A 26,185-nucleotide genomic window follows, 5' to 3' on the forward strand; every position below is an offset into this window, starting at 1 on the left:
TATATTGGAACAATAGAAAGTACGCAGAAAGGCGGATTCCAATGAATAAATCCTTTTATCACTTTTTAATGAAATATCGCCAACCAACATTAAAAGATGAACTAAGTAGGTTCGCAAATGGTGCCTATGCAGATCATAGCTTTCCAAAAGATTCGGAAGACTATCACGAAATTAGTAGCTACTTAGAGTTGAACGGCGAGTATTTACCGACGGTTGCTCTTTTCGATCAAGCTTGGGAGTTATATATAGAGTCAGAGAACAAATAGCTCGACCATTATTGTATTAGAATAAGGAATTAGTGGGATAGAAAATTCAGAAAAGGGGCGAAGGGGAATGCGAGAAATTGAAGTGTTTATCGACACAGAGGAAATCTCTGAATTTTTCTATCATGAACTAATAAAACGAGGGTATACTCCCACAGAAGATGAAACCGCAGAGTTGGCGGATATTACCTTTGATTATTTACTATCAAAATGCATCATTGATGAAGAGTGGGAAGAATAGATCTTTCTTAACAAAAAAAGCCAGTATATTCTGGCGTCAGACTGTAGACAAACTCCAAAAAACGAGTTGTTTACGGTCTTTTTTATTTTTATGTTGGATAGAGCAGGTTTTCCGAAGCGTCTGGAGCGGAAATCAACGGACCCATTTAACCCGAAAAAGTTAAAATAAGAGTGCTGACAATGGTCAGTTACCTGACTTTTTGAACAGCCCCTTTTGTTGACAATAAGCGCCAGTATATTCTGGCGTTTTTTGTTATAATTTGCATTTAAAGAAGTTAAAGATTTACAATAAGGAAAGAGGTTTAGCAACTTATTTAGGAGGATATTATTATGAGTATACATATCGGCGCAGCACAAGGAGAAATAGCAGAAACGGTTCTATTACCAGGAGATCCTTTACGTGCAAAATATATCGCAGAAACATTTCTTGAAAATGCAGTTTGCTACAATGAAGTAAGGAATATGTTTGGATTTACCGGTACTTATAAAGGTAAAAAAATATCGGTGCAAGGGACAGGCATGGGAGTGCCATCCATCTCTATTTATATTAATGAATTGATGCAAAGTTATAATGCCCAAACCTTGATTCGTGTTGGTACATGTGGTGCGATTCAAAAAGATGTAAAGGTTCGCGATGTCATTCTAGCTATGACTGCTTCCACCGATTCGCAAATGAATCGTTTAACTTTTGGTGGCGTTGACTTTGCACCAACTGCTTCTTTTGATCTTCTTAAAAATTCATACGACGCGGCAATCGAAAAAGGCTTAAATGTAAAAGTAGGAAATGTCTTCACAGCAGATATGTTTTATAATGACAATGCTGAACATGAAAAATGGGCCAGGTACGGCATTTTGGCAATTGAAATGGAAACTTCGGCCCTTTATACATTGGCTGCAAAATATGGAAGAAAGGCATTGTCAGTCTTGACAGTAAGCGACCATATTTTGACTGGAGAAGAAACATCATCAGAAGAAAGACAGACAACTTTTAACGAAATGATTGAAGTTGCGCTGGATGCAGCAATCAAGGAATCGTGATATGTAGATGATCTCGATAAGAGAAGTGAGGAAATATGAAAAAAATACTTTTTATACTTACAACACTTATGTTATTGACCGGCTGTTCTATCGATATTCCCTTTCAATCCGGTAAAACATTTGAGAAATCAAATAAAAAAGGTAATAAAAATGAAGAGGTTGAGTATGCAGGCAGGAATGAACATGTAACTCTACCAGCAGGCACACCTTCTGAATTAGCTCTCAAATCTAGCTATTTTAATACGTTAAAGGAAGTAAATGGCGTACAAGAAATTAAAAATGCTGATAATATTCTAGCCCTCGTTAATAAAGACTATGGGTTACCAGGAAAATATGAACCCATAGACTTGGTTCGTCCCGATGTCCCGTTTTCTTTTGGAGATGAGGATATCGAAAAAAGTTATTTAAGAAAAGAAGCAGCAAAGGCTTTAGAAATAATGTTTTCTGAAGCAAAGAAATCTGACATACACTTATTTGCAGTTTCAGGTTATCGTTCCTATAGACGTCAAGAAATCATATTAAACGCTGAAATTGCAAAAGTTGGAGAAGAAAAAGCTATACAGGCTGTCGCAATTCCCGGAAAAAGCGAACATCAAACGGGTCTTGCTATGGATATATCAAGTGAAAGTGCAAATCTTCTCCTTTCAGAAGAATTTGAAGATACAGCTGAAGGGCAATGGCTTAAAGCCCATGCTCATGAATATGGATTTATCCTTAGGTATCCGAAGGGAAAAGAAAAGATTACAGGATACCAATATGAGCCGTGGCACTTTCGGTACGTTGGAATAAAAGCAGCCAATATTATTTATAAAAAGGATTGGACTTTAGAAGAATTCTTTGACGAAGTAAAAAAGATATAAAAAGTATCATATGGTTAAATAAAAGCTCCCGTATAGGGAGTTTTTATTTATAGTGAATCATGATTAGCGGATTTTCTTTTATAATGTGATAAAAACTGTTAAAATAATAATTATAAACAATAAATCAGAATGCTGTTGCATATCGTGAAGCTGATGGGGATGAAAGTGGTGAATAGATTGGAAGAAGAGAAGAATCTGGAAAATTCCTCCGAACAACAAACTTACATACGCATGAAAAAGTTTAAATTTATTATGCTTATTTTCATTTTGGTTTTTTCCACTGCTGGCATTACTTTGGGAGCCCTTTCATTCGGAGATGAAAAAGCTGTGAATGTAGGTATACCGGAGAGGAAAGAATTTAGTAAGTTATATAAGGCATATGATGTACTGGAAGGGAAGTACTTCCAAGGAATTGACAATGAAATATTAATAAATGGTGCAATTGAAGGTATGGTGAAATCTTTAGATGACCCATATTCTGATTATATGTCTAAAGAAGATAATGAAAAGTTTCAAGAAAGTATATCATCTTCCTTTGAAGGAATCGGTGCTGAAATACAAGAACAGAAGGGGAATATTGTAGTTGTCTCCCCGATAAAAGGCTCACCTGCCGAGAAAGCAGGCATTATGCCAAATGATAAAATTATTACAGTAGATGATAAAAGTATACAAGGAATGAGTGTAAGCGAAGCTGTGCTCCTCATTCGGGGGAAAAAAGGTACAAAAGTTAGCCTCAGTATTCATCGGCCAGGCAAGAAAGAGGAAATTAAGGTTACTTTAATAAGAGATGAAATACCGATTAACACTGTTTATTCCGAAATGCTTAAAAATGGCGTCGCAAAAATCTCAATAACTAGTTTTTCAAGTCATACTGATAAAGATCTAGCATCGGCATTGGATGAAATGAAAGATAAAGGAATGAAATCTTTGATCCTTGATTTAAGACGTAATCCTGGTGGACTTCTTGATCAAGCAATTTCAATATCCAATTTGTTCGTTCCAAATGGAAACAAATTATTTCAAGTAGCGTATCGAGATGGATCGATTGAAGAATTTGTTGCGAAAGATGGAAAGAAAATTACTGTCCCAACGGCCGTCCTCATTGACGGTGGAAGTGCGAGTGCAGCTGAAATATTAGCAGCCGCTGTTAGTGAGTCTGCTAATGTTCCTTTAATAGGAGAAAAATCCTTTGGTAAAGGAACTGTACAAACGACAGAAGAGTTTTCCGACGGTTCGAATATTAAATATACAATGGCGAAGTGGCTTACTCCTTCCGGAACTTGGATTCATAAGAAAGGGATTAAACCAGATATAAAAGTTTTACTGCCTGACTATGCGAATCTCCCGTATATTGATCCGGAAATTGAATTAAAGAAATCTTCTATGTCAAATGAAGTGAAGGCAGCAAAGGAAATGCTAAAAGTCCTTGGGTATAATCCTGGTAAGGTAGACGCCTATTATAATGAAGAGACAGAAAAAGCTGTAAAGGATTTTCAAAAAGCTGAAAAACTTAAGGTTACAGGAATACTGTCTGGGGAAACAACGAATGAATTAATGACCAAACTGCGTGATCATTTACAAAAAAACGATCCACAAGTTAAAAAAGCTGTAGAGGTTTTAACAAAAAATAAGAAAAAATAAAGGACTCCGATTATAGAGTCCTTAGACTATGGGGCTCCAAAAAGTCCTGTTAGTATAAGCGTATTATGGAATACTGTTGATTTCCGCTCCAGGCGGACGCTTTCCGCGGGCGGTCGGTGAGCTTCCTCGTCGCTTCGCTCCTGCGGGATCTCACCTAGACGCGCTTTTCCCGCAGGAGTCGCCGCCTTCCGCTCCAATCAACGGAACATGCTAAATTTAATATTTAAGCTTTATAGAAACTAAAGAAAAAAAGATATAATACCTAGACGCTGAACTGCCCCCTGTCAAGTAGACAGCGGGTAATTCACTCTCTAAGGGAATTATATCTTTTTTGTTTATAATCATAATGATCAATTTCAAATGAATGAGTACAATGATAAAAAATCAACAATCAATGGTTTTTAATCCATATATGGATATTTACGAATAAGTAGTTCCAAAGGATAATCTTTTGCGTAAAATTAACAAGCTTGTTGGCTTTTCATTTGTTTTAAATGTAGCATTTTATTGGTTTGGAGAAGCGTCCGCTCGACTCCTGCGGGATCTGCGAGACAGCCGAGACCCTGCAGGAGCGTAGCGACGAAGCGGCTCGGCGCTCGCCCCGCGGAAAGCGAGCGGTAAGCTTCGGAAAACCTGCTCTATCTAACATAAAAATAAAAGACTATAGACAACTCGTTTATTCGAGTTTGTCTCACCTCTCACCGAATTTGATAAAAGTCTTTTCATCTTCAATTAAACCGCACGCGCCACACTGGATTCTCCGTTCTGGACCATTATAAGGTGCATGAAAGGGCCCTGCATCGTCCAATCCTTCATAGCGCTCAATTGTTTCCCCTGTTTGGGGATCTAATTTTACTGCATGAACAATCTGATCAATAATATTAAAACGAGAACGATTCGTTTTGCAGTTTGGACAGCAATACCGAGAGTTCATGTAATCCTCCTTAATTATATAATGTGTATTATAGGTTACCCAGAGCTATAAAAAAATATCAATTAAGTACGAGAAAAAGTAACAATTGAAATAAAAATGTAATATATGTAACGAAAAGAAGAGTTTTAAAAACTGTCAATATGAAATGCGTAGAAAATAATGGTAACTACTATGTTAAATTGGCAATCCAGCCAATGTAAGCCAAACATATAATTATGTTGAAAAGAGCGGTATTTTCATGTTTATAGACTATCATTTATGAAAACTATCAAAAACTTATATGACTTTTTGAAACTGGTATTTCCTTCCGTAAATATTACATAAAATCGTGTGTTAAGATGATTTTGCAAGCAAGAAAAAAGAACTTCGGGAGGAATACAAAATGAAGAAATTAGTCATTACAACTGCTGCAGCTGTAGCACTTATGGCAACACCTTTTGTAGGGAAAGCTGATGCTGCGCAAGTTCAACCAATAGATACAAAGGTAGTTTATAAGTATGTTAATTTTTCAGATTCGAATGATTGGTGCAATCAAGTTTTTAAGACTTACAAATTTGATTGGAATAATAATAACAATTTTGACTGGAATAAAAAAGATTATAAATATAATAAAGCACCTGAAGCTCAAAAAGCTGAGCCGCAAAAACCGGTACAACAACCAGTTCAAAAACCAGTTCAAAAACCGACACCTGAACAAAAGCCAGCAGAGCCAGTTCAACAGCCGCAACAACCTGTTCAAAAACAAGAAAAACCTGCTGCTTCACAAGAAACTTCACAATTAAGTGCTTTCGAACAACAAGTTTTTGAATTGACAAACCAAGAAAGAACAAAAAATGGACTAGCTCCATTAAAATTAGATGTTGAATTAAGCAAAGTAGCACGTGAAAAATCTAGAGATATGTCTGTAAACAAATATTTTGATCATAATAGCCCGACATACGGTTCCCCATTTGATATGATGAAGAAATTTGGTATTACGTATCGTTCTGCAGGTGAAAATATTGCCATGGGACAACGCACACCACAAGAAGTTGTTAATGCTTGGATGAATAGTGAAGGTCACCGTGCTAATATTCTTAGCAGCAGCTTTACTCATATTGGTATCGGACACGTAGAAAACGGAAACTACTGGACACAACAATTCATTGGTAAATAATAAACTATAAAGGGAGAGCGGCTACGAGAGACACATCATGTGCTAAAGCCGACCCGACCCGCATCGTGCGGACATTAAAAAGCGAACAGCAGCCGATTTGGCTACTGTTCGCTTTTTTGTAAATTAAATTGTCTTTTTTGGACAATGATTAAGCGGTATGACAAAGTGGCAGCTCCTATGGCTAAACCGATAATCAAACCCAGCCAGAATCCAAAAGGCCCCATCTCCGTCTTGTTTGCCAACAAGTAACCGAGGGGCAAACCAATTACCCAAAATGAAATTAATGCCATGATGAATGTTACATTTACATCTTTATATCCACGTAGCGTCCCTTGGATAGGAGCTAGAATCGCATCTGATAATTGAAAGAAAACTGCATAGAGTAGAAATTGAGAAGTTAATCTTATAACAGCCTGATCATCACTGTATAAATGGGCAACCTCAGGCCGGAAAATAAATAGCAGTATTCCAGTTACTAAAGAGATTGTGACGCCGCCCCCAATGCCAAGCAAGCTATAGGATCGTGCATCCTTGAATCTTTTTGCACCCGATTCGAATCCGACTAGTATGGTCAAAGCCATAGAAATGCTTAATGGAATCATATAAATGAAAGAAGCAAAGTTTAGTGCTGCTTGGTGTGAAGCAATTACCTTCGTGCCAAATTTACTCATGAATAGCGTGACGGCGGAAAATATGCTTGTTTCCACAAAAATAGACATTCCAATTGGGACTCCAAGAGTAAAAATTTCTTTCCATTTTTCAAGAGATATTTTGTGAAATGAATGGAAAACTTGATAATCTACAAAGGGCTTTTTCCGATGAATAATCCAGATCGCAATAAAAGTAATAATCCAATACGTAATCGCAGAGGCAATACCTGATCCAATACCACCCATTTGCGGCATGCCTAACTTTCCAAAAATAAGAATATAGTTCAGAATGACGTTAATTGGCAAAGACATTAATGTGATGATCATCGTTACCCTTGTTTTTCCAAGTGCATCCATAAAACATCTTAGAACGTTATAAACAAATAACGGAATGATTCCAAAAGCTAATGAAACCAAGTAAAACTTAGCCACATGCCTTACTTCATCTTCCAAATTCATCCCATTTAGCAACGGCATAAGAATGATAGAGCCGATTAATAAAACCAATAACGCCATAGCGATTCCTGCGTAAATCCCCTGAATGACAGAGAAGGGAACTTCATGTTTCTTTTTCGCTCCAACTAAATGGGCTACGATGGGTGTAACAGATAAAAGTATGCCACTAAGACCAGTAAAGATAGGCACCCAGAAAGAAGAACCAATGGCAACCCCGGCCAAATGATTCGCGGAATATTTTCCCGTCATCATAATATCAAAGAAAGTCATAGAAAACATCGCAAGTTGGGTAATCAAAATAGGAGTAAAAATGACCCATAATTGCAGAAGTTTTTCTCGTAAAGTATTTGTCTGCTTCATTTTCTACCTCGATGTATAAATTTTTGTAAATTAAATTATAACATATTGGCAGAGTTTGTTAATATTCGAAATAGGCACTCATAATATTATTATGTAAACAGAATATAATCTATTTCCTTTCATATACATGATATAGAAAAAGAGAGGAGAGATATATTTGGCTTATCGATATTCAAAAGGTTGGTATATTGCTCAATTAAAAGAAATGGGGATTCGTTATCATCCGGAAAAGAAAAAGAAATTAGAGTCATATAAAACATATATTTTAAGGAATTTCCACGATAAAATGAGTAGTGAGCGCGGGAAATAAAAATAACAGCCGGAAAAATTCCGGCTGTTATTTTTATTCTAGGCTTCTAGAGGCTGCAATTCTTCAACGACAGCAGATTGCCTCATGTAATTCATTGTAAACAAATCCTTCGGAACTTCATATAAATCATAAATATAACCGTTTTGGTTTAATTGTTGAAATACTAAAGGCCGTGATTCGTTTGCTCTAACCGTATAAGGAAGCTTCTCTGCAGCTTTCCTTGAACGGATATTTTCCTGGCGGATCCTCATATATACAGTAGCAATCTCTCTTTCAAAAAATAACTCTTGGAAAAAGGCTTCTTTTGCTATCGTGTTCATCCCTTTTCCGTGATATGGCTTTCCAATCCAGGTGCCTAAAAATCCGGCATTGTCTTTAATATCAAATAGATTAATTGTTCCAATTGGATTTTCCCACTCATCCAAAATGGTTCGAGAAATTAATTCTCCGCGCTCTTCTGCTTCGATAGTCTGCTTTGTTAAAAACATAAATTCTTCATAAGAATTTGCTTTTTGACGGACGAAAGGGAAGACATCCGGGTGCGTCATTAAATCAAATAAAGCATGACATTCATGCCCATTCAATTCACGTTTTTTCAACATAGAACTCCCTCCTGGGCAGGGCAGTCCCGTAAATTCGTTCCTACCCTCGAAATTTTTTAAAGTTGCATAAAAAATTTCGGGGTGGGAATCGAACCCACTAGAACCAGCCAAGCAACAGACTGGTGGCGCACCATTTGCCTTCCCTCAATTATGAGCTGTATTTAATTTTCATTATTTCTAATGACATCATACAAAAAAAAACTTCATTTGGAAATAGGAAAATAAAATTTATTTTATGACTTTTTTCGACTTAATTTGACACATTTCTTTAGCATATATATATGTACATTTTAATGAATATCTGAAACTTTTGGAGTGATTAACCGTATAATAGAGATTAGTAGAAGGGAGGAATATGTATGGAAGATAAGAACGAGAGGTTATTTGCAGCGGCAATCTATATTTCAAGTTTTTTCTCGGCGGTGCTTGGTCCTTTAATTATTTGGCTTATTAAAAAAGATGATTCGTCATTTGTAGATTTTCATGGAAGGGAATATATGAATTTTTTTATTTCTTATACTATTTATAGTTTAATTGCATCTGTGCTCATGATTATTTTAATTGGTTTTGTGCTTTTGCCGATTATTGGATTTCTCGCACTAGTATTTACAATCATTGGCGCAATCAAAGCATATGATGGGCAAATATATCGAATTCCATTTGTCATCCGTTTTTTAAAATAAAATGATCTGGTGATCGCCAGGTTTTTTTGTCTATCAAATCAGCTGGTATAAACCCTTCTTGCATTTCATATAATGGAGTCACACTCCAAAGCAGGGGGAGCCATATGAACATTAGAAACCACTATTCTGGCATGGCCCGTTTATACATTCATCAATCCATTTTGTATACAATTTTTCTTACTATAGTAGTTCTTCCATGTTTAAAGAAAACGCATATTTTCCCTGTTATTGGTACAGGGATATTTATATTAGCCAGTATTGTTTATTATTTTTTTCGATATTTATATTTTTCATTTAAGGTCAATGCTTTACCAAGACCCCATTTTGCCAAGCAGCAAGGATCTGTCTATTTTTTGATCATGCCGTCACCAGTTTCTGCATACCATTGGAAGTTATTCTCTAGTAATGGGATTTGTAAATTTTCTATAGTAGCGGTAACAGGCAAAGAGAAAAAATCCAAAATAAAAGCAACTAACTCCAAGAAAGCACGGGTTTTAAGGGTAATGGACCATGAAAAAAATATGACATGCCTCGCCTTTAAGGAAAAGCATTCGTTTCATTTGTACACAGAAGGAAATGAACTGTTATTTAGTGCTAAAAAACAGAATAAACGAGAATTTTATGGGAGTAATGGATTGGATCGTTACCAATATAAAAAGATGGCTTATAATTTTGTTGTTACAAAAAACGGAAGAAAAATCATGACAATTTCACAAGGATTAATGCCAACAAGGTTACAAAAACTCTTTTATGCGAGTACTCCTGTCGTAACTTTTGATAGCAATATAAAAGATTATGAACGCCATTTTTGTTTAGCCCTATTTTTCCGATAATCAATTCGACTCTCCCTCTTTAATCATTTGCAGCACTTGATGAAAAGGTTGGGTCTTTTTGCTATGGAAAAATAACGAAAATGGATCACTGAAAACCTCTATTCTCTTGAGTACTGTCTCCATTGTAAAATCGTCCGGGATTAAGTGATCATTGACCTCATGCCAGAATAATGGCGCTGCTACCAGATTATCGGAATTATTTCGAACTGAGTAGGGAGCGATAATCGTTTTCCCTTCTGCATGTTGGATAAAATCAATATAAAGTTTTTTTGCCCGATTTCTTTTCAATCTTTCAATGGTGTAAGATTGCGGATCATAGGTAATGAGAAACTTGGCAATAAATTCCGTAAAATGACGGGTATCCTCCCATGTGTAACGATTATCAGGTAATGGTATATAAATTTGCATTCCTTTATTACCAGATAGCTTGACAAAACTAGTCAGTTTCAATTGATCTAGAACGTCTTTTAGGATTAATGCAGCTTTCCTTGCTAACGAGAAATATTCCCGTGATGGCGGATCCAGATCTAATACAATTTCACTGACAAATTGGCTTTTGATCGTTTGAAACGGAATATGGAATTCAATTGCCAGTTGATTTCCTAACCAGATCAATGATTTTAAATCATTACAAACAATCATCTCATTTGACTCATACATATGGGATTGAACAAAGGACGGAGCCGATTCCGGTATACTTTTTTGATAAAAAGCTTCGCCAAACTCTCCATGGGGGGCACGAATAACGGTCAATAGCCGATCTTTTAAAAACGGAAGCAGAAATGCTGAACTTTTCTTTAAATAACGAAGATAATCCAATTTCGTTATCGAGTTTTTATGCCATAACTTTTTTTCCGGATGTGTGATGACCACCTCCTCCGGAAAAGCTGCTTCAGAAGCCAAAAAATGTTCATATGTACACTGTTCATGGTCTAAATCAAGACGAAGATTCTTAAAATAAGGCTCACGAAGCTGCTCACCTTTCCATTCTAAATAATGGAGGTCTAAACATATTCCAGGTTGAATTTGTATCAAGCTATCTTTGCGTTCATTGAAATTACGGATGATTGATTCCCGCAAAGCATTTTTGGTTTCTGAATTTAATCCATTTACAAATAGTCCTAATGAGACGACTTTTTTGCTTTTCCAAACGCCGACGTGAAAAAAGCCATTATTATCATCAAATGCTGTGAGAAAGCAGGAGACAGTTTTCCAGTTCTTTATTTTTATCCAAGCTGACGTTCTTTTTCCTTCTTCCCAAACGCCATTAGCTAGTTTAGCAACAATCCCTTCACTATCATGGTCCTTCACTATTTCTTTTATTTTTTTATATGACTTAAAATGTGAGACAATTTTAAAAGGGCAAACTAATGAATCGAATCGTGTAAAAATAGTTAATAATTCTTCCTTTCTTTTCAAATAGGGAAGAGAGCTGGTGCTCTTATCAGCAACAGATAATAAATCAAATGCAAGATACGTACATGGTCTATCAGCAGCAGCCTTTTCAATTTTATCCTTCGATCGCAATCTCCCTCTTATCTGGATTTGCTCAAAATTTGCTTTCCATTCATTTTCTAATATACATAATTCACCATCCAAAATTAGAGGAAGAGAGTCAGAAACAGCTTCTTGATATTGGAGTAGAAAGGACTTAATTTCAGGAAATTGAGGTAATAGGTCCTTCCCGTTTCTGCTCCATAAAAAACACTCATCTTTTGTCCATACCAGAATACCGCGAAAACCATCATATTTAATTTCGTATAGCCATTCACCTTGAGCGGGAGGCTTGAATGCTAAAGTAGGAAGCATAGGTTTCAAAAACGAACACACCTTTTTTATGTTTTGTCTAGTATGCCCCTGAAGCTTCAATATTTACCATAAGTTGTTGTGTGTACAGAGATATAACTAGTCAAAACTAATAAAAAAGAAAAAGGTGATTATATGCATACAATGTGGAAGGGAAGTATCAGTTTTGGTCTAGTTAATATCCCGATAAAGCTGCATGCAGCTACGGAAGATAAAGATGTGAAATTTCGTTCTCTTCATAAAGAATGTCATACCCCGATTAAGTATGAAAAAATATGCCCAGTATGTGAAAAAGAATTAGATATAAAAGAAATTGTCAAAGGGTATGAAATTACGAAAGGGAAATTTGTCATTGTGGAAGAAGACGAGCTAAAAGAACTTAGCGAAGCAACTGGTGAAAGAGCTGTCGAAATCATCGATTTTATTAAGTTAAATGAAATAGATCCAATATACTTTAATAGAAGTTATTATATGTCTCCTGATGGAGGTGGAATGAAGGCTTATGGACTGTTACGGAAAGCGTTGACTGAATCGGAAAAAGCAGGCCTTGCCAAGATAATCATACGATCCAAAGAGCAACTAGCTGTAATTCGCGTTTTCGGAGGCACATTATTAATGGAAACCATTCACTTCCCTGATGAGGTGAGAAAAGCTGCAGATGTTCCGAATGTTCCAGCTGCCGATGAAGTGTCAAAAAAAGAAATTGACACGGCCATTTTACTTATTGATCAGTTAACGACTACTTTTAATCCAGAAAAATATCATGACGAATATAGATCGAAGCTACTTGAATTGATCGAAGCCAAGAGAAGTGGGCAAGAATTGGTTACGGTGAAGGAAAAAGCACCTGCCGCCAATATGACGGATTTGATGGCTGCATTACAGGCATCCATTGATAGAACGAAACCTGCTGCTAAAAAAACCGTTAGAAGAAAAACAGCGAAGAAGGAAGCACAGTCCAAATAAAAGATAAGTTCCATTTATTTGTGTTTATGTTAATATAGAGAAAAAAATGGAAGAGGAATTTTATGAACACACAACAAAAAGCTAATGATTTTCCATTAATCAGTATTGTAATTGCATTAGTGGGCACAGGGATTTTTCTATTTCTTGCAGCGACATTAAATAGTTCAGCCCTAGAACGTTTTGACTTATCGATTATTAAACCAGTTCAAGCAATGATCAGTCCATCATTAACCACATTCTTTCTATTCATTACCTTTTTTGGTTCCGTTAAGGGAGTCGCATTAATGACAATCGTATTTTTTAGTATTGTCTTTTTCACAAGAAATCGCTTATTAGCTCTTTATTTAGTTATTTCAGTTGCCATTGGAGCAGGCGTTTTCAACCGACTGTTAAAAGCAATTTTCAAAAGAGAGAGACCTGACATTTTGCAACTCGTTAAAGAACATGGATTTAGCTTTCCAAGTGGACATGCAATGGGTTCGGTCATATTTTTTGGTGGTGTAATTTTTGTACTATACAAGATGTATGGATGGAATCGAACTGCATTAACCGGGAGTATAATTGCAAGTGTACTCATCATCCTTATCGGTTTAAGTCGTATTTATCTTGGCGTTCACTATCCGAGTGATGTAATTGCCGGTTACGCTGCAGGAACCTTATGGATAGGGATAGGCAGTATAATTTTTGGTTTAGTTGAAAAAAATAGGAAAGCGCTAACATAATAGTTGAAAGTTAAAAATAAACTGTTATAATTTTAGACAAAGACTGGGGGTGGCCGTTGGACAAATAATAAAAAAAGCTGGAGCCAATTAGTTTTTGGCGAAAAATGCAGAAAAAAGTTTTCGCCCATTTTCTTGCTTTTTAAATTTAACTCATGTATTATAAGAATGAACTTAATTACAGTTTCAAAATAAAGGTTATATATTAACCTTTAATCATAAGATCCTTTTTCCTCCAATGGCTGAAAATATTCAGTACATTGTTTTGCTAAGACAAATCTCACTGGCACGGCCTAGGAGCCGTAAGGACGAGAGAGAGGAAGGGCTTTCGTTGTTTTGGATTTACAAAACGACCAATTATTATAAGTAATCCTGTCATTACCACGCAACACCCGGCTGCATTGTTTAATATTAATAAGTATGTATGGAGTTAAATTCGCATGTTATAATGAATATCTACTCCAGGATGTGGGTATTGTTTATAATATGTGAATTTTTATTTACACCGTAAATATGAGTAACATATTAAAAAATTTTTGGAGGTTTTTACCAATGGCTACAGGAACAGTAAAATGGTTTAACAGTGAAAAAGGATTCGGCTTCATCGAAGTTGAAGGCGGAAACGACGTATTCGTACACTTCAGCGCTATTCAAGGCGAAGGTTACAAAACTCTTGACGAAGGTCAACAAGTTGAATTTGAAATCGTTGAAGGACAACGTGGCCCACAAGCTGAAAACGTTGTTAAACTATAATTAAGTTCACTGAAAAACTGCCCCTTGGGGCAGTTTTATCTTTATAAAAAAAGCAGCCGATTTGGCTGCTTTTTACTATTTATGTCATTAATTCACAAACTGTTTTTTCTATAGCTCATCAAAGCCATTTAGATCACTAGTCTTCGTATATTGCCGGGATTTTTGTTCAAAGAAGTCCGTTTTCGTATCATCGAAATTATCCACGTATGCACGAATCCATTTCATTGGATTTTCTGTAAATCCCTCGTATATATCACTCAACCCTAATAATCTCAGCATTTTATTAGCTCGATACTTTATATATCCTTCCATTTCAATAAGGTCAATCCCATCAATGCCACCTAGTACATACCAACTCCATGTTGTTTCTTGTTCAACCGAATGACGAAATTGATCATATACCCAGTTAGTAAATTCACTCGTATTATAGTTCGGATTTTCTGCTAAAGTAGCACGGAATAAGTCACTGATGAAACGTCCATGCTGCAGCTCATCGCGATTTATATAAGAAATCATTGTCGAAGTTCCAACCATTTTTTGATTTCTAGCAAGATTATAGAAAAAGGCAAAGCCGGAATAAAAGAAGAGACCTTCAAGTAATGATGTATAAACCATTGCCTTTAGTACATTTAATAGAGTAGGACTTTCCGCAAATTCATTATAAACTTCCAAAATTCGTTCATTCCGCTTCAATAAAACACCATCTGTTCTTCCAGTTTCAAATGACTCAATTTGTTTATCCAGCGTTGTAACGGAAGAGAGAACATATGCATAGCTGTGATTATGTTCGCTCTCCTGGTCAGCAATCGTAGACATAATTGACTTGACGGATGGATCGGTAGATAAATTTGAAATTCTTGAAGCTACATCTGTTTGCGGGCCATCTAGTGTTGCTAGCAAGCCAATGATTTTTAAAAACGCATCCTGTTCCTGGTGCGATAATGTAGGGAACTGCTTAGTATCTTGTGTCATATCAACTTCGCTTGCACGCCAAAACAATGCGCGAATTTGCTCCCGATGTTGATAAAAGTGGGGGTAGGCAATATCGTTCCAATTTAAAATTCCGCTTGCTTTACCTCCAAATAAAGCAGTTGACTTATTAGGGTTGGTTGGCTCTAATACTTTTACTTTTTCAAGTAGTTCATACAATGCGTCAGCACTCCTTCCGTCCAAGAGATCACCTTTTCTTCTTGAGCTCCTCTTGGACTTTGTTCAATTTTTAAAGGTTCATATGATGATTGATAAAACTTTGCTAATTTAACAGCAGCATGACAAAATAACAAATCGCCACCAAATTGAGTATCACCTGTCCCGAAAACAAAAACAGTGGGGGGCTTATAACCGATTTCATATATAAAATCTTTCACTACCTCTGGCGTAGAGCCTTTTCCCCAAGTAAAAGAACCAATCATCATTACATCGAAGAGTGAAGGATCCGGAATGCTTCCAGATCCTATTCGGTATACATAGACGTCTTGGTTTTCTTTTAATAATTTTTTTTCTATAAGCTCTGCAACTTCCTTCGTATTTCCACTAAAACTTGCGTAACATATTAAGATTCGCACCAAACACAGTCCTCAATGTCCGACGCAGTAGAGCGGACGTAATACGTTGTTTTCATTCCTGAATCCCAAGCTTGTAAATGTAAATCAAGCATCACTTTCGCCTTGATATTGTTCGGAACATAGAAGTTGAAAGAAATAGATTGATCAATATGACGTTGCCTAGCTGCATTTTGCTGAATCGACCAGCGTTGATCAACAATATAGGCAGAACGTCGGTAAATATCATACGTATTGTGGTCCAAGTCTGGCGCGACGACTGGGAGTTTAAAGTCTTTCTTTTCTTCGTGATAGAAAGGTTTAAAAATTGGGTCAATACTCGCTGTCGAACCAGCGATGACGGACGTACTTGAATTTGGTGCTACAGCCATTAAATATCCATTTCTAATTCCGTGTTCAGCTACTTCATTCATCAGCTGCTTCCACGAATTTGCATTGTCTCCGGTTAAATAACCGCGTTGTTCGAAGTATTTGCCTGTTTGCCAATCGCTGCCTTTAAATTTTGGATAGGCACCTTTTTCTTTTGCTAAGTCAATGCTAGCTTTAATGGTTAGTTGGGCGATGCGTTCGTAAAGTTCTTCAGCGAATGTAACTGCCTCTTTCGATTCCCAGGGAATTCCTTTTAATGCTAATAGATGATGCCATCCGAAAGTACCCTGCCCAACGGCTCTATATTTTTTATTCGTTATCGTCGCTTGTTTGACATCAATCGTATTTAAGTCGATCACATTATCTAGCATCCTCATTTGAATGGGAATGAGGCGCTCTAGCACATTTTCCGGAACAGCTTTTCCAAGATTAATAGAAGAGAGGTTACAAACAACAAAATCACCGGCTTTTTTATAGGTGATGATTGTGTCACCGTCTACTGTTTCATCATATTGAATCGTGGGGGACTGATTTTGCAAAATTTCTGTACACAAATTACTGGAATAAACCATTCCTTCATGCTTATTCGGGTTTTTTCGGTTTACCTCGTCCCGGTAAAACATGAAAGGAGTACCAGTTTCTAGCTGTGATTTCATAATTCTTGCCATAATTTGAATCGCAGGAACCTTTGTCTTATTAATTGCATTGCTTTGAACACATTCCTCATATTTTTCCCTAAAACTGCCTTCACCTTTTTTCTCGTCATAAAAATCTTCTAGCGAATAACCCATCACATTTTTAACTTCATGCGGATCAAATAAGTACCAATCGCCGCGCCTTTCTACCTGTTCCATAAAGAGATCAGGCAAGCAAACGCCGGTGAAAATGTCATGTGCCCGTTGACGTTCATCTCCATTATTAAGTTTCAAATCTAAGAATAAGAGAATATCCGCATGCCATACATCAAGATAGACAGCAATGGCGCCTTTTCTGCGGCCCAACTGGTCTACGCTGACTGCAGTATTGTTGAGCTGTTTTACCCACGGCAAAATTCCGGAAGAAGCACCCTTGAAGCCTTTAATTGAACTACCCCGACTTCTTACTTTCCCCATATAGACGCCAATTCCGCCGCCATCTTTAGAGAGCCTGGCAACGTCAGTATTACTGTTATAAATCCCCATCAAAGAATCATCAACTGTATCAATGAAGCAGCTAGATAACTGGCCATGGGCAAGTCCAGCATTCGCCAGAGTAGGTGTTGCAACTGTCATATATAGATTAGATAAAGCCCAATATGCCTCAGCGACGAGTTCGGAACGTTTTTCAATCGGTTCATCCTGCATAAGGTGTAAAGCAATCACCAACCATCGTTCTTGCGGGAGCTCATATGTATTTTTCTGATGATCAGTTGCTAAATATCGTGTTGCTAACGTGTGTAAACCAATGTAATCAAATAATAAGTCACGCTCTGGCTCAATTAAGCTAGCTAATTCAAGGATTTCTGTTCTATTATACTTTTCTAAAATATTCGGTGAATAAATCCCTTTTCCAGCTAAGGTTTTTAATAAACCGTAAAAATCACCGTATTTTAATTCTTTGTCATAGGCACGATTTTGACTTGCCTTCCTATAGAGATCTTGAAGGTAAATCTTTGCAGCATCAAACGTCCATTGAGTGTTTGCTTCATCGACATTTTCTAATGCTTTTTGAATGAGAAGATCAGTAATGTGACTCGCCTTAACCTCATTTTTTGATTCTAAACTTCGAACTATTTTCTCGTTGAAATCCGCTGAATTAATTGACGTAACCCTTTCGATAAAGGAGGATAAACGTTTCCTGTCAAATGCCAACCTTCTATTTCCTTGATCTTTTGTAACCATCGTCGCCATCAATTTCACCTCATTTATAAAATAAAAAAAATCCGCCTCGGGAACGAAGCGGATCAAACGATAGGGAAAAAGACAGAAAAACTTTTTCCCTATCGTTTCATCTTCTTAAGTCCCCGAAGAATTGAAACTCTGACAAGCAAGGTAGGTCTCCTGACTCATGCATCATCCTACTTGGTACCTTCCCGCATCGCAGCCGTGAAGCTAATCGATGCAGTGGCATTTCCGTTCGTACGCATTTACAGTTGCGGGGACAGTTCCGGCATCTCACCGGATTCCCTATTAAGCCCTGGTTGGGCACCTTTACTCGTTGGAATTCAATATGTTGTAGTTATTAAAGTGTTAATCACTAAATATAGTATTTAAAATAATAGTAGCATGTGAAATAAAGATTGGCAACAAAAAACGACATACTTTTCCATATCCTAAAATTATCGGATTGAAAGTAAAATGAAAGTTTACTTTTTCCACTTCGAGGCTTATTATTGTTTAGGGTATCGAAATAAATATCTGGGGGCAACTGAAAATGACCTGGACCTTCAAATGGGCAAATAAGTGGAAAAAATATAACAGTAATATTAGAAATGCTTTTTACGCAAATATCTTTAGTCAAATAGGCCTTGGTGTTTTCATGGTCATTTATAATTTTTACATACGTGAACTCGGCTTTCCGGATCAAATGAACGGGCAGGTCATTTCGATGACTGCACTCGCGACGGCCATCATTTTGATTCCAGCTGGAATATTAAGTGACCGAATTGGTCGGAAAAAAGTCATTTTATTTGGAATGGCATTAACCGGACTATCACTGTTTTTTAGAAGTATTATTGAACCTCAGTCTTTTTTATTAGTTGCTGCTTTTGGCACCGGGTTGACCCAGGCTTTTATTCAAGTATCAATTATTCCTTTATTAGCCGAAAATTCCCGATCTGAAGAGCGCGTTCAATTGTTTGCTCTCCACTTTGGAGTAATGACCGCTTCTAATGTAATCGGAAATCTTTTTGGAGGATTTATGACGGATACACTTGGTTCGGTATATTCACCATTGATGAGTATTCGGGTTACATTAATGATCGGTTCAATTATTTTTTTTATTGGGTTATTTCCTTTATTAAAAATTAAAGAGGAACGAAAACCGAGTCTTGTGAAAGATGCAAAACAAAGTTTAGGAAGTTTAAATAACTTAAAAATTCAAAAAAACAATGTGAAATTGATCATTTTATTCGCTGTCGCTCAGCTTTTAATAGGATTTGGAGCAGGGCTCGTCATCCCTTATTTAAATTTATATTTTGCAGATCGTTTTCACGCGTCGAACGCTTCGATTGGATTAATCATTTCTCTTGGCCAAGCAGCAACGGCAGTGGCGATGTTTATTGGTCCTGCAGTCGTTAGGAGAGTAGGTGAGGTCAGGGCTGTTGTTTTACTTCAGCTAGCTTCGTTGCCATTTCTATTATTGACTGGTTTTACAAACAGCTTGCTACTGGCAACCATTGGCTTTTTATTTAGGCAAGCTTTAATGAATGCAGGAAATCCGATTCAGATGTCGTTAATGATGTCAAAAGTCGATGATTCCGTCAAAGGATTTGCCAATTCGGTGAACCAAATGGTATTTAATTTAGGCTGGGCATTAATGGGGCCTGTTTCGATGGGCCTCGTAGCCTATTACGGATCTTATAACGGTTATGCGCTCGTCTTTTCAATTACTTGTATTTTGTATTTATGCGGATCGATTTATTTTTACATTGTATTTAAATCGATTCATAAAGATCGAAAAAGAATCACTAATGTGATTCAAAACACTTAGTACATTAGAGAATTCTAAAAATGCATAAGATTCCTGCTTGACAGTTTATTTTTGTTGTGATATGATGAATTCAATCCTTAACAATTAAATAATACCTTATCAAGAGTCGGGGTAGGAAACTGGTCCTGTGATCCCGCGGCAACCATTGCTATTTGAAAAACAATTAGCGAAAAGGTGCTCATTCCAGCAAGCGGATATAGCTTGGAAGATAAGGGAGAGACCGATACATACCATAAAACCTCTTCCTTAATTGAAGAGGTTTTTTTGTCTGTTAAGGAAATTATAAAATACCACCGTGTGGATAAGTTGCAAGAAGGTGTGTAGTCGTCCAGTTCCAGCGCCTAGCCCCTCGAGGTCAAATAACCTGAGCCAATAAAAGTCAAGACCGGACTTTTCCTGTCTCAGAACATTTGCTTGTCGGGGCTGATCAAGGCGCTTGCGCATTTGTTCACTGTTTAGGATGCAAAAATAATTGACCTTGCAGTTAGCCTTTGTTTTACTAAATAATCTTAGGGGGAAAGAATCATGACAACAGCACAAAAAGTAGATAGCCTTTATAAAAAATCAAATTTTAGCAGAATTACAGAATTGAAGGAATATGCACCAGAACAATTTTCAGCGTTTTTTAATTTTAATGGAAAAGCACTTGCTGAAGGAAAACTATCCGTTAAATTGAAAGAACTTATTGCGGTGGCAGTAGCTCATGTTACAGGGTGTCCTTATTGTATAGATCTTCACGTAACAGAAGTAAAAAAAGCGGAAGCTACAAAAGAGGAAGTGGCAGAAGCTATCTTCGTTGCAACAGCATTAAAAGCTGGTTCTGCACTTGCACACGGTGTAAATGCATTGAACTCATTTGACGGTCAAAAAGATGATGAACTGTATAAGGCTGAATACTTTAATAGAATTGCTGAATTTTCAAAATTAAGCGGAGATGCATTCAAAACATTTATTGATTTTGATCAACAGTCATTGAAAGCTGGAAAACTAAGTGTGAAAGAAAAAGAACTGATTGCAGTGGCAGTTGCCCATACAACAGGATGTCCATACTGCATTGATCTTCATACGAAAGCTGCAAAAAAAGCAGAAGCAAGCTTAGAAGAAATATCAGAAGCAATTTTTGTTGCAGTTGCGCTTAAAGCTGGATCAGCGCTTGCCCATAGTGTGAATGCTTTAATTGCTTATAATGAATAAGTTTAAATGATTGGATAGCTGTCCTACTGCGTCGGTATTTTTTCGATGTTAGGACCGCTTTTTTCATTGTTATTAATTTATCAGCTTTGGACGGCCTAGTTTCGGCTGCGGAATACACTTTTCCACCAACAATGAATAACCTGATAAAGATTCTTCAAATTGTGGGAGGAAGGGTAATGCTTGGGAACACTATAGGAATTTTGCTATCAAGGCGGGAATGGAATAAATTAAACCGTGCAAATTTTGATCTTGAAACTTCTTTTTATCATTATGCTAAAAAAGGAGAAGAGCTCAACCTTGAAGTTGTATTTATTCCCATAAATAATATTTCTATCACGGAAGGAAAGGCCGAAGCAATAGTAATAAAAAATAATACAATAATACACAAAGGGATGGTTAACATTCCCTCGATTATTTATAATCCAACAAAATTCAACCGAAAAACAAACATTAAAATGATAAGAGAACTATCGCAGCATCCTAATGTTCACTTAATAAATGAACACCATGTCTTGAAAGACAAGTACGTTTTTGACATCATTCAATCTCAACCCGAATTGCAAAAGTATGTAAATAACGAAATATATCAAACGGATTCTTCTATTACTTTTTATTTATTGGGTCAAAAAAATATGAAACAACAATGGGAAGTTTTTATTATATTTGCAAAAGATTTAGATGAAAAAAAATATTCGTATGAAGACGCCTATCAATTAATAAATAATAATCATACTGAAAAGGAAAATAAAAATGTATTACTTAATGAGATTAGCCAAAATATATTGAGCATCATCCAGTACTATTACCCTGGCCTTAATGAAATTGGTCTTCAATTCATCTTAAACCAGGATGGCGAAGTAACATTAAAATCATTTTGTACTAAAAAAAGCATAGAGAAGGATCTTTTCGGTTGGAATCAACAATTATGGAAAAAAATTGTGGAATGGCCAATTGAATTAGCTTATGAAATTAAGCTGAAAAATGAATATTTGAAAGAGATTAATAATCAAAATGAACATGAAAATGATAAATTTCAACCAAGCTTGTATCTAGAGGGTACAGATTATCATGTTTGGGTGAAATTTGAACCATTTCAAGATGATGAAATGATTATAAAAGTCCCTAAAGGAATTTTGAAACATAAACTAAATCAACTATATGATATACAATTTGGGGTAAAAAAAGAAACATGTGTTTATTTTATCAGCAAAGAAACTGCTTATTTACGTAATAATTGTTACGAATATCCGCTTGTCATTTTCGTTTCATCATCACTAGTTGAACGCATGCGAATTCCATTAAATTTAGTATATCAATTAAAAATATCTAATGAAAAAATAATGATTGGGCCAACAATCGGCTTTTTATTAGGGGAAAAAAACCAGTTGTATAATCCAGAATACATGAAAAAATTTTCTGATCGATTTGGTAAATATGAAAAGTTTGGCGGCTTAGCAATCGCCTTTTCGACTCGATCAATCGATTGGAACGAAAAAATTGTATATGGAATGATTTACGATCCAAAGCAAAAAAAATGGATTTACAATTCTGCACCTATCCCGTCCACCTTATATCGAAGAAACTTTCATCAAAATAAAAAAACCATAAAACAATTAAGGGACATAACAGAGAATCAATTATTTAACTCCCATCACTTCAAAAAATCCGATCTATATAATCTCCGGGAAGACCTCGAAATTAGTGACCATTTGCCTGAAACACACATATTGGACGATATGGACAAATTAATAGAGTTTATCAATTTAAAACAAAAAGTTATCCTTAAGCCGGTAAGTTTATCACGTGGGCGTGGGATATTTATTATTGAAAAAAATAAGGAAGAGCTTGAAGGATTTATATTATATGATTATCGGAAAAAGTATAGAGTTCGCCATCTCCTAAGTGATTCAATAGCATTTCATGACATGTTGGAAAGCTTAGGCATCTTTAAACAAAATTACTTGTTTCAAACGTATATTCCTTTGTTAAACGTAAATGAACGACCTTTTGACGTTAGAGTGGTGATGCAAAAATATAAAAAAAACAAATGGGTATGTTCAGGGATTGAATGTAGGATTGCTGGTGAAAACGAGGACTTAACGAATATAGCAAGAGGCGGAAAAGCAATGACGTTGGAGGAAGTAATTCAAGATTCTGGTAAAAACCTTTCTTATTCCAAAATAAAAAACAAAATGCTATTAATTTGTCATGATTTTTGTGATTTAATGGATAAAAAAGAAGAGCACTATGCTGAGTTTGGGTTAGATATCGCTTTAGATGAACAAGGATATCCTTGGCTTTTAGAGGCGAATATTTTTCCGAGTTTTAAAGGATTTAAAGATATTGATTTTGATATGTACTTAAAAATTCGTTATCAGCCTCTTTTTTATGCTGTGAAATTACAAGGATTTGACGTCTTAGAAGAGGAGAGTGTTTTCGATGAAGTTTACAATCAAAATCAGTGATACTTCTAGCGAAACGATCTCCCTCCACTCTAAAGTTTTGGATAATTTATCATTATCTGCCCACAGAGAAATTTTGATAAGTATAGGTGCTTTGAAAGCAACAGTAACACTTGCGGAACACCACGAACAAGAGTCCATTATATTTATATCGAAGGATATTTTTACAACATATTCACTTCCGGATTTCCTTGAATATGAAATTAGAGTAAAGGACGACATTTTGTTTGTCGGTCCTGTCATCGGTTTGCTAATTAAAGGGAAAAAGGCTGAAATGAACAAACAAAGAATGAAGATATATAAAAATTATCTTCATGAATACAGCTATATAAATGGGCTCATTCTGCTTTTGACCTCAGATGAAATTAATGTTAAAAACAAAACCATTTATGGATATGTCTATCACCCAATTGAGGAGGAGTGGGTGGAAGGAAATTTTCCTTTCCCATCAGTCGTGTTTTGCCGAAAAGCGATAAAAGATACTGATAGAAGTAAATTAAACCAATTAATTGGAGAAGAATTCTTTAATTCACATGTTTTTAATAAGTGGGAAATGTGGGAGTGGTTTTCGGCAATTGAATCATTGAGCAACTATCTGCCCGAAACCGTTCAAGCAAAAAATATTAGCAATGTGAAGCAACTATTAGAAAAGTATGAAACGATTTTTATTAAACCCATTTCAGGTATGCAAGGAACGGGAATTTATCAGCTTGCCAAACAAAAGGAAGAGTATCATTTAAAGTACCGGTTAAATGGCAGAAATACTACAGCCGTTTTAGATAGCTGGCAAACAGTGGAGCATTTTTTACGAGATGAGCTTAATCTTGAAAAATATATTGCTCAAAAAAGACTTACTTTACTGAAAAATAATAATAGAGTAATAGATTTTCGAATTATTGTATTAAAAGATGCTAACGGCTCATGGTTTGTTCCGGGAATGATAACTAGATTTGGAGCTGAAGAAAGTATTGTAAGTAATATTTCAAGTGGTGGATCAGCGGAAAAAGCATGGAGTACTTTAATGAAGATTTATAATGATGACGCAAAAGAAGCTTTTAAAAAGTATAAAGAAATGGAACAGCTTGCTATTTTATGCTGTGCGACATTGGAACTAAAAGGGCTCCATTTAGCTTATGTAGGTATGGATGTTGGTATGGATGACAATAAAAATCTATGGGTCATTGAAATAAATAACCGCAACCCTGATATGACCATTGCATTGGATGCGGAAGACAAACAGCTTTATTATCGAATCAAGTCAGCTCCATTATTTTACGCTAAATGGTTAGCTGGTTTTGGGGGTGAAAAGAGATGAACCTTTATTATATTCAATCCGAACAAACATCAACTTCTACCATGTCAATCAATCAAGACACTGCGGTAAGTCTTGGAATTAAAAACAATCAGAAAATTCATTTGTCATATGGGAAACGAAAACATCAAGTGTTAGTTATTATCTCTAACTTAACCGACCAAAATACGCTCCAAATTAGTGAACAGGTGATACAAAAACTTTTGATTGATTCGAAAGTAAAATATGAAGTTGCTTTTAAAAACTCAGAGCTAATCATTGGACCTGTTATAGGATTATTATTAGGAAGATCAGAAGCAAAATTAACAAAAAACATGGACCGATTTTTAATATATACAATGATATACGAACAAATTAATGGTGTCCTGTTTGTATTTAGTGAAGAGGAAATTGATTTTTTACGAGAGCAAATCACAGGGTATGTATATGATCCACATTCAGCAAATCATTGGAGAAAAGTTGAATTGCCTTTCCCTGGGGCGATTTTTCGACGGGTGGAACTTTCTAAGAAAACACTAGCTGGTCTTATTAATATCATGGGCAGAAGCTTTTTCAATTCTTACTACTTTGACAAATGGCAGTTTTGGAATTTACTTTCTCCATATAAGGAACTTAGGGACCATCTTCCTGAAACAACAAATAACGTGAATATACAGCAGCTTGATCATTTTATTGGAAAATATAACGGTGTTTATTTGAAGCCTAAAAATGGTTCAAGAGGGTATGGTATTCATTATATTGAAAAAAAGGATAATCAATATGTAGTCATAAAGAATTATGATAATGAAGTGAAGTATATGTCAAAGGATGAAATGTCCAAATATATATCGAAGCACAAATATTACTTATTACAGCAGCCGATACGACTTCATACATTTGAGGATAGAAAAGTGGATTACCGAGTAATATTGCAAAAAAGTGAAACCGGTTTCTGGCCCTGTACTGGTATTATTGCAAGGTTCGGAAAAACGAATGCGATTTCATCCAATTTCAAAGCAAGTGGTTTTGCGAAGGAAGGTGCAGACGCATTAAAACTTCAATTTGGATACGATGATTTAAAAGCTTTTCAAAAATATCAAGAAATCATTCATGTTTGTAAAAATATTGTAGCAAAATTAGACCAAGTTGGTGAAGGAGCTTATGCCGATTTAGGCATTGATATTGGTATTGATCAAGACGAAAAGATATGGGTAATCGAGATGAATAAAAGACCTGATCATGATTTTCCATTAATAATTAAAGACAAGAAAATGTATTATATGGTAAAGACAAATCCAGTGTTATTTGCTAAGTCAGTCGCAATGGGAAGCAATGATTAATGTTCAG

24 protein-coding genes and 2 riboswitches are annotated in these 26,185 nt (G+C 35.9%); of the genes, 17 read left to right on the forward strand and 7 right to left on the reverse strand.

The genetic code is table 11. The annotated features are described in order from the left end of the window. Window positions 1-41: 41 nt before the first annotated feature. From KHA88_RS03845 to KHA88_RS03865, 5 genes are all read left to right on the forward strand, one after another. Window positions 42-266, forward strand: a complete 225-nt coding sequence (locus KHA88_RS03845; protein ID WP_213097082.1) for a YozE family protein — start codon at window positions 42-44, stop codon at window positions 264-266. A gap of 67 nt (window positions 267-333) precedes the next feature. Then, window positions 334-504 carry a YozD family protein gene (locus tag KHA88_RS03850; protein ID WP_213097081.1) on the forward strand — a complete coding sequence of 57 codons (171 nt, stop codon included), beginning with the start codon at window positions 334-336 and terminating at the stop codon, window positions 502-504. 329 nt (window positions 505-833) lie between these two features. After that, window positions 834-1,541 carry a purine-nucleoside phosphorylase gene (deoD, locus tag KHA88_RS03855; protein ID WP_213097080.1) on the forward strand — a complete coding sequence of 236 codons (708 nt, stop codon included), beginning with the start codon at window positions 834-836 and terminating at the stop codon, window positions 1,539-1,541. A 35-nt stretch (window positions 1,542-1,576) separates the two neighbouring features. Further along, a complete protein-coding gene (locus KHA88_RS03860; protein ID WP_213097079.1) occupies window positions 1,577-2,401 on the forward strand; it encodes a D-alanyl-D-alanine carboxypeptidase family protein in 825 nt (274 codons plus the stop codon). A 159-nt stretch (window positions 2,402-2,560) separates the two neighbouring features. Further along, window positions 2,561-4,042, forward strand: a complete 1,482-nt coding sequence (locus tag KHA88_RS03865) for a lmo1851 family serine protease (protein ID WP_213097854.1) — start codon at window positions 2,561-2,563, stop codon at window positions 4,040-4,042. A 691-nt stretch (window positions 4,043-4,733) separates the two neighbouring features. Here the strand turns inward: KHA88_RS03865 and KHA88_RS03870 are convergent. After that, on the reverse strand, window positions 4,734-4,976 hold the full coding sequence (locus KHA88_RS03870) for a DNA alkylation repair protein (protein WP_213097078.1): 243 nt from the start codon (window positions 4,974-4,976) through the stop codon (window positions 4,734-4,736). A 382-nt stretch (window positions 4,977-5,358) separates the two neighbouring features. On the opposite strand from KHA88_RS03870, the gene KHA88_RS03875 reads away from it, so the two are divergent. Then, on the forward strand, window positions 5,359-6,132 hold the full coding sequence (locus KHA88_RS03875) for a CAP domain-containing protein (RefSeq protein WP_213106958.1): 774 nt from the start codon (window positions 5,359-5,361) through the stop codon (window positions 6,130-6,132). Between the two features lie 101 nt (window positions 6,133-6,233). Here KHA88_RS03875 and KHA88_RS03880 read toward each other — a convergent pair whose 3' ends face one another. Further along, entirely contained in the window at window positions 6,234-7,598 is a 1,365-nt protein-coding gene (locus tag KHA88_RS03880; protein WP_213121418.1) for an MATE family efflux transporter, read from the reverse strand. Between the two features lie 157 nt (window positions 7,599-7,755). On the opposite strand from KHA88_RS03880, the gene KHA88_RS03885 reads away from it, so the two are divergent. Beyond that, window positions 7,756-7,908, forward strand: a complete 153-nt coding sequence (locus KHA88_RS03885) for a DUF2639 domain-containing protein (protein WP_213121419.1) — start codon at window positions 7,756-7,758, stop codon at window positions 7,906-7,908. A 38-nt stretch (window positions 7,909-7,946) separates the two neighbouring features. Here the strand turns inward: KHA88_RS03885 and KHA88_RS03890 are convergent, their stop codons facing one another. Next, on the reverse strand, window positions 7,947-8,510 hold the full coding sequence (locus tag KHA88_RS03890; RefSeq protein ID WP_213097074.1) for a GNAT family N-acetyltransferase: 564 nt from the start codon (window positions 8,508-8,510) through the stop codon (window positions 7,947-7,949). Between the two features lie 359 nt (window positions 8,511-8,869). On the opposite strand from KHA88_RS03890, the gene KHA88_RS03895 reads away from it, so the two are divergent. Next, window positions 8,870-9,193: a DUF4870 domain-containing protein gene (locus tag KHA88_RS03895; protein ID WP_213097073.1), complete on the forward strand. Its 324-nt coding sequence runs from the start codon at window positions 8,870-8,872 to the stop codon at window positions 9,191-9,193. Window positions 9,194-9,297: 104 nt separating this feature from the next. Then, window positions 9,298-10,026, forward strand: coding sequence for a hypothetical protein (locus KHA88_RS03900; protein ID WP_213121420.1), 729 nt, complete (start codon window positions 9,298-9,300; stop codon window positions 10,024-10,026). Here the strand turns inward: KHA88_RS03900 and ligD are convergent, their stop codons facing one another. Beyond that, the gene (gene ligD / locus KHA88_RS03905) at window positions 10,027-11,835 is read right to left on the reverse strand and encodes a DNA ligase D (RefSeq protein WP_346729167.1); all 1,809 of its coding nucleotides are present in this window, start codon (window positions 11,833-11,835) and stop codon (window positions 10,027-10,029) included. It abuts the gene before it with no gap. A gap of 132 nt (window positions 11,836-11,967) precedes the next feature. On the opposite strand from ligD, the gene ku reads away from it, so the two are divergent. The 3 genes from ku (at window position 11,968) to KHA88_RS03920 (ending at window position 14,270) form a co-directional block, all read left to right on the forward strand. After that, a complete protein-coding gene (gene ku, locus KHA88_RS03910; protein WP_213121422.1) occupies window positions 11,968-12,798 on the forward strand; it encodes a non-homologous end joining protein Ku in 831 nt (276 codons plus the stop codon). Window positions 12,799-12,860: 62 nt separating this feature from the next. Beyond that, window positions 12,861-13,520: a phosphatase PAP2 family protein gene (locus KHA88_RS03915; RefSeq protein WP_213121423.1), complete on the forward strand. Its 660-nt coding sequence runs from the start codon at window positions 12,861-12,863 to the stop codon at window positions 13,518-13,520. A 549-nt stretch (window positions 13,521-14,069) separates the two neighbouring features. Continuing rightward, entirely contained in the window at window positions 14,070-14,270 is a 201-nt protein-coding gene (locus KHA88_RS03920) for a cold-shock protein (protein WP_144919921.1), read from the forward strand. 108 nt (window positions 14,271-14,378) lie between these two features. On the opposite strand, the gene KHA88_RS03925 is transcribed toward KHA88_RS03920, so the two are convergent. Genes KHA88_RS03925 through KHA88_RS03935 form a run of 3 tightly spaced genes read right to left on the reverse strand, consistent with a single transcriptional unit; the run spans window position 14,379 to window position 18,090 of the window. Continuing rightward, window positions 14,379-15,419, reverse strand: a complete 1,041-nt coding sequence (locus KHA88_RS03925) for a ribonucleotide-diphosphate reductase subunit beta (protein WP_213097068.1) — start codon at window positions 15,417-15,419, stop codon at window positions 14,379-14,381. Further along, complete coding sequence (locus KHA88_RS03930) at window positions 15,395-15,835, reverse strand: flavodoxin (RefSeq protein ID WP_213121734.1); 441 nt, start codon at window positions 15,833-15,835, stop codon at window positions 15,395-15,397. Before KHA88_RS03930 ends, KHA88_RS03925 begins: the two co-directional genes overlap by 25 nt. Beyond that, window positions 15,823-18,090, reverse strand: coding sequence for a ribonucleoside-diphosphate reductase subunit alpha (locus KHA88_RS03935; protein ID WP_213121424.1), 2,268 nt, complete (start codon window positions 18,088-18,090; stop codon window positions 15,823-15,825). The genes KHA88_RS03930 and KHA88_RS03935 overlap by 13 nt, the downstream gene beginning before the upstream one ends. A gap of 123 nt (window positions 18,091-18,213) precedes the next feature. Then, window positions 18,214-18,408, reverse strand: a riboswitch (cobalamin riboswitch). 205 nt (window positions 18,409-18,613) lie between these two features. On the opposite strand from KHA88_RS03935, the gene KHA88_RS03940 reads away from it, so the two are divergent. From KHA88_RS03940 to KHA88_RS03960, 5 genes are all read left to right on the forward strand, one after another. Continuing rightward, window positions 18,614-19,891: an MFS transporter gene (locus tag KHA88_RS03940; protein WP_213121425.1), complete on the forward strand. Its 1,278-nt coding sequence runs from the start codon at window positions 18,614-18,616 to the stop codon at window positions 19,889-19,891. Between the two features lie 93 nt (window positions 19,892-19,984). Next, window positions 19,985-20,106, forward strand: a riboswitch (SAM riboswitch). 310 nt (window positions 20,107-20,416) lie between these two features. Continuing rightward, window positions 20,417-21,085 (forward strand): carboxymuconolactone decarboxylase family protein, encoded by a 669-nt coding sequence (locus KHA88_RS03945; RefSeq protein ID WP_213097064.1) that lies wholly within the window; start codon window positions 20,417-20,419, stop codon window positions 21,083-21,085. 176 nt (window positions 21,086-21,261) lie between these two features. Next, window positions 21,262-23,550 (forward strand): YheC/YheD family endospore coat-associated protein, encoded by a 2,289-nt coding sequence (locus KHA88_RS03950; RefSeq protein WP_213121426.1) that lies wholly within the window; start codon window positions 21,262-21,264, stop codon window positions 23,548-23,550. Further along, the gene (locus KHA88_RS03955) at window positions 23,525-24,862 is read left to right on the forward strand and encodes a YheC/YheD family endospore coat-associated protein (protein ID WP_213121427.1); all 1,338 of its coding nucleotides are present in this window, start codon (window positions 23,525-23,527) and stop codon (window positions 24,860-24,862) included. Before KHA88_RS03950 ends, KHA88_RS03955 begins: the two co-directional genes overlap by 26 nt. Beyond that, window positions 24,859-26,178: a YheC/YheD family endospore coat-associated protein gene (locus KHA88_RS03960; protein WP_213121428.1), complete on the forward strand. Its 1,320-nt coding sequence runs from the start codon at window positions 24,859-24,861 to the stop codon at window positions 26,176-26,178. The genes KHA88_RS03955 and KHA88_RS03960 overlap by 4 nt, the downstream gene beginning before the upstream one ends. Window positions 26,179-26,185: the final 7 nt, after the last annotated feature.

The sequence above is a fragment of the Lederbergia citrea genome, from assembly GCF_018343525.1.
GTDB lineage: Bacteria > Bacillota > Bacilli > Bacillales > Bacillaceae_C > Lederbergia > Lederbergia citrea.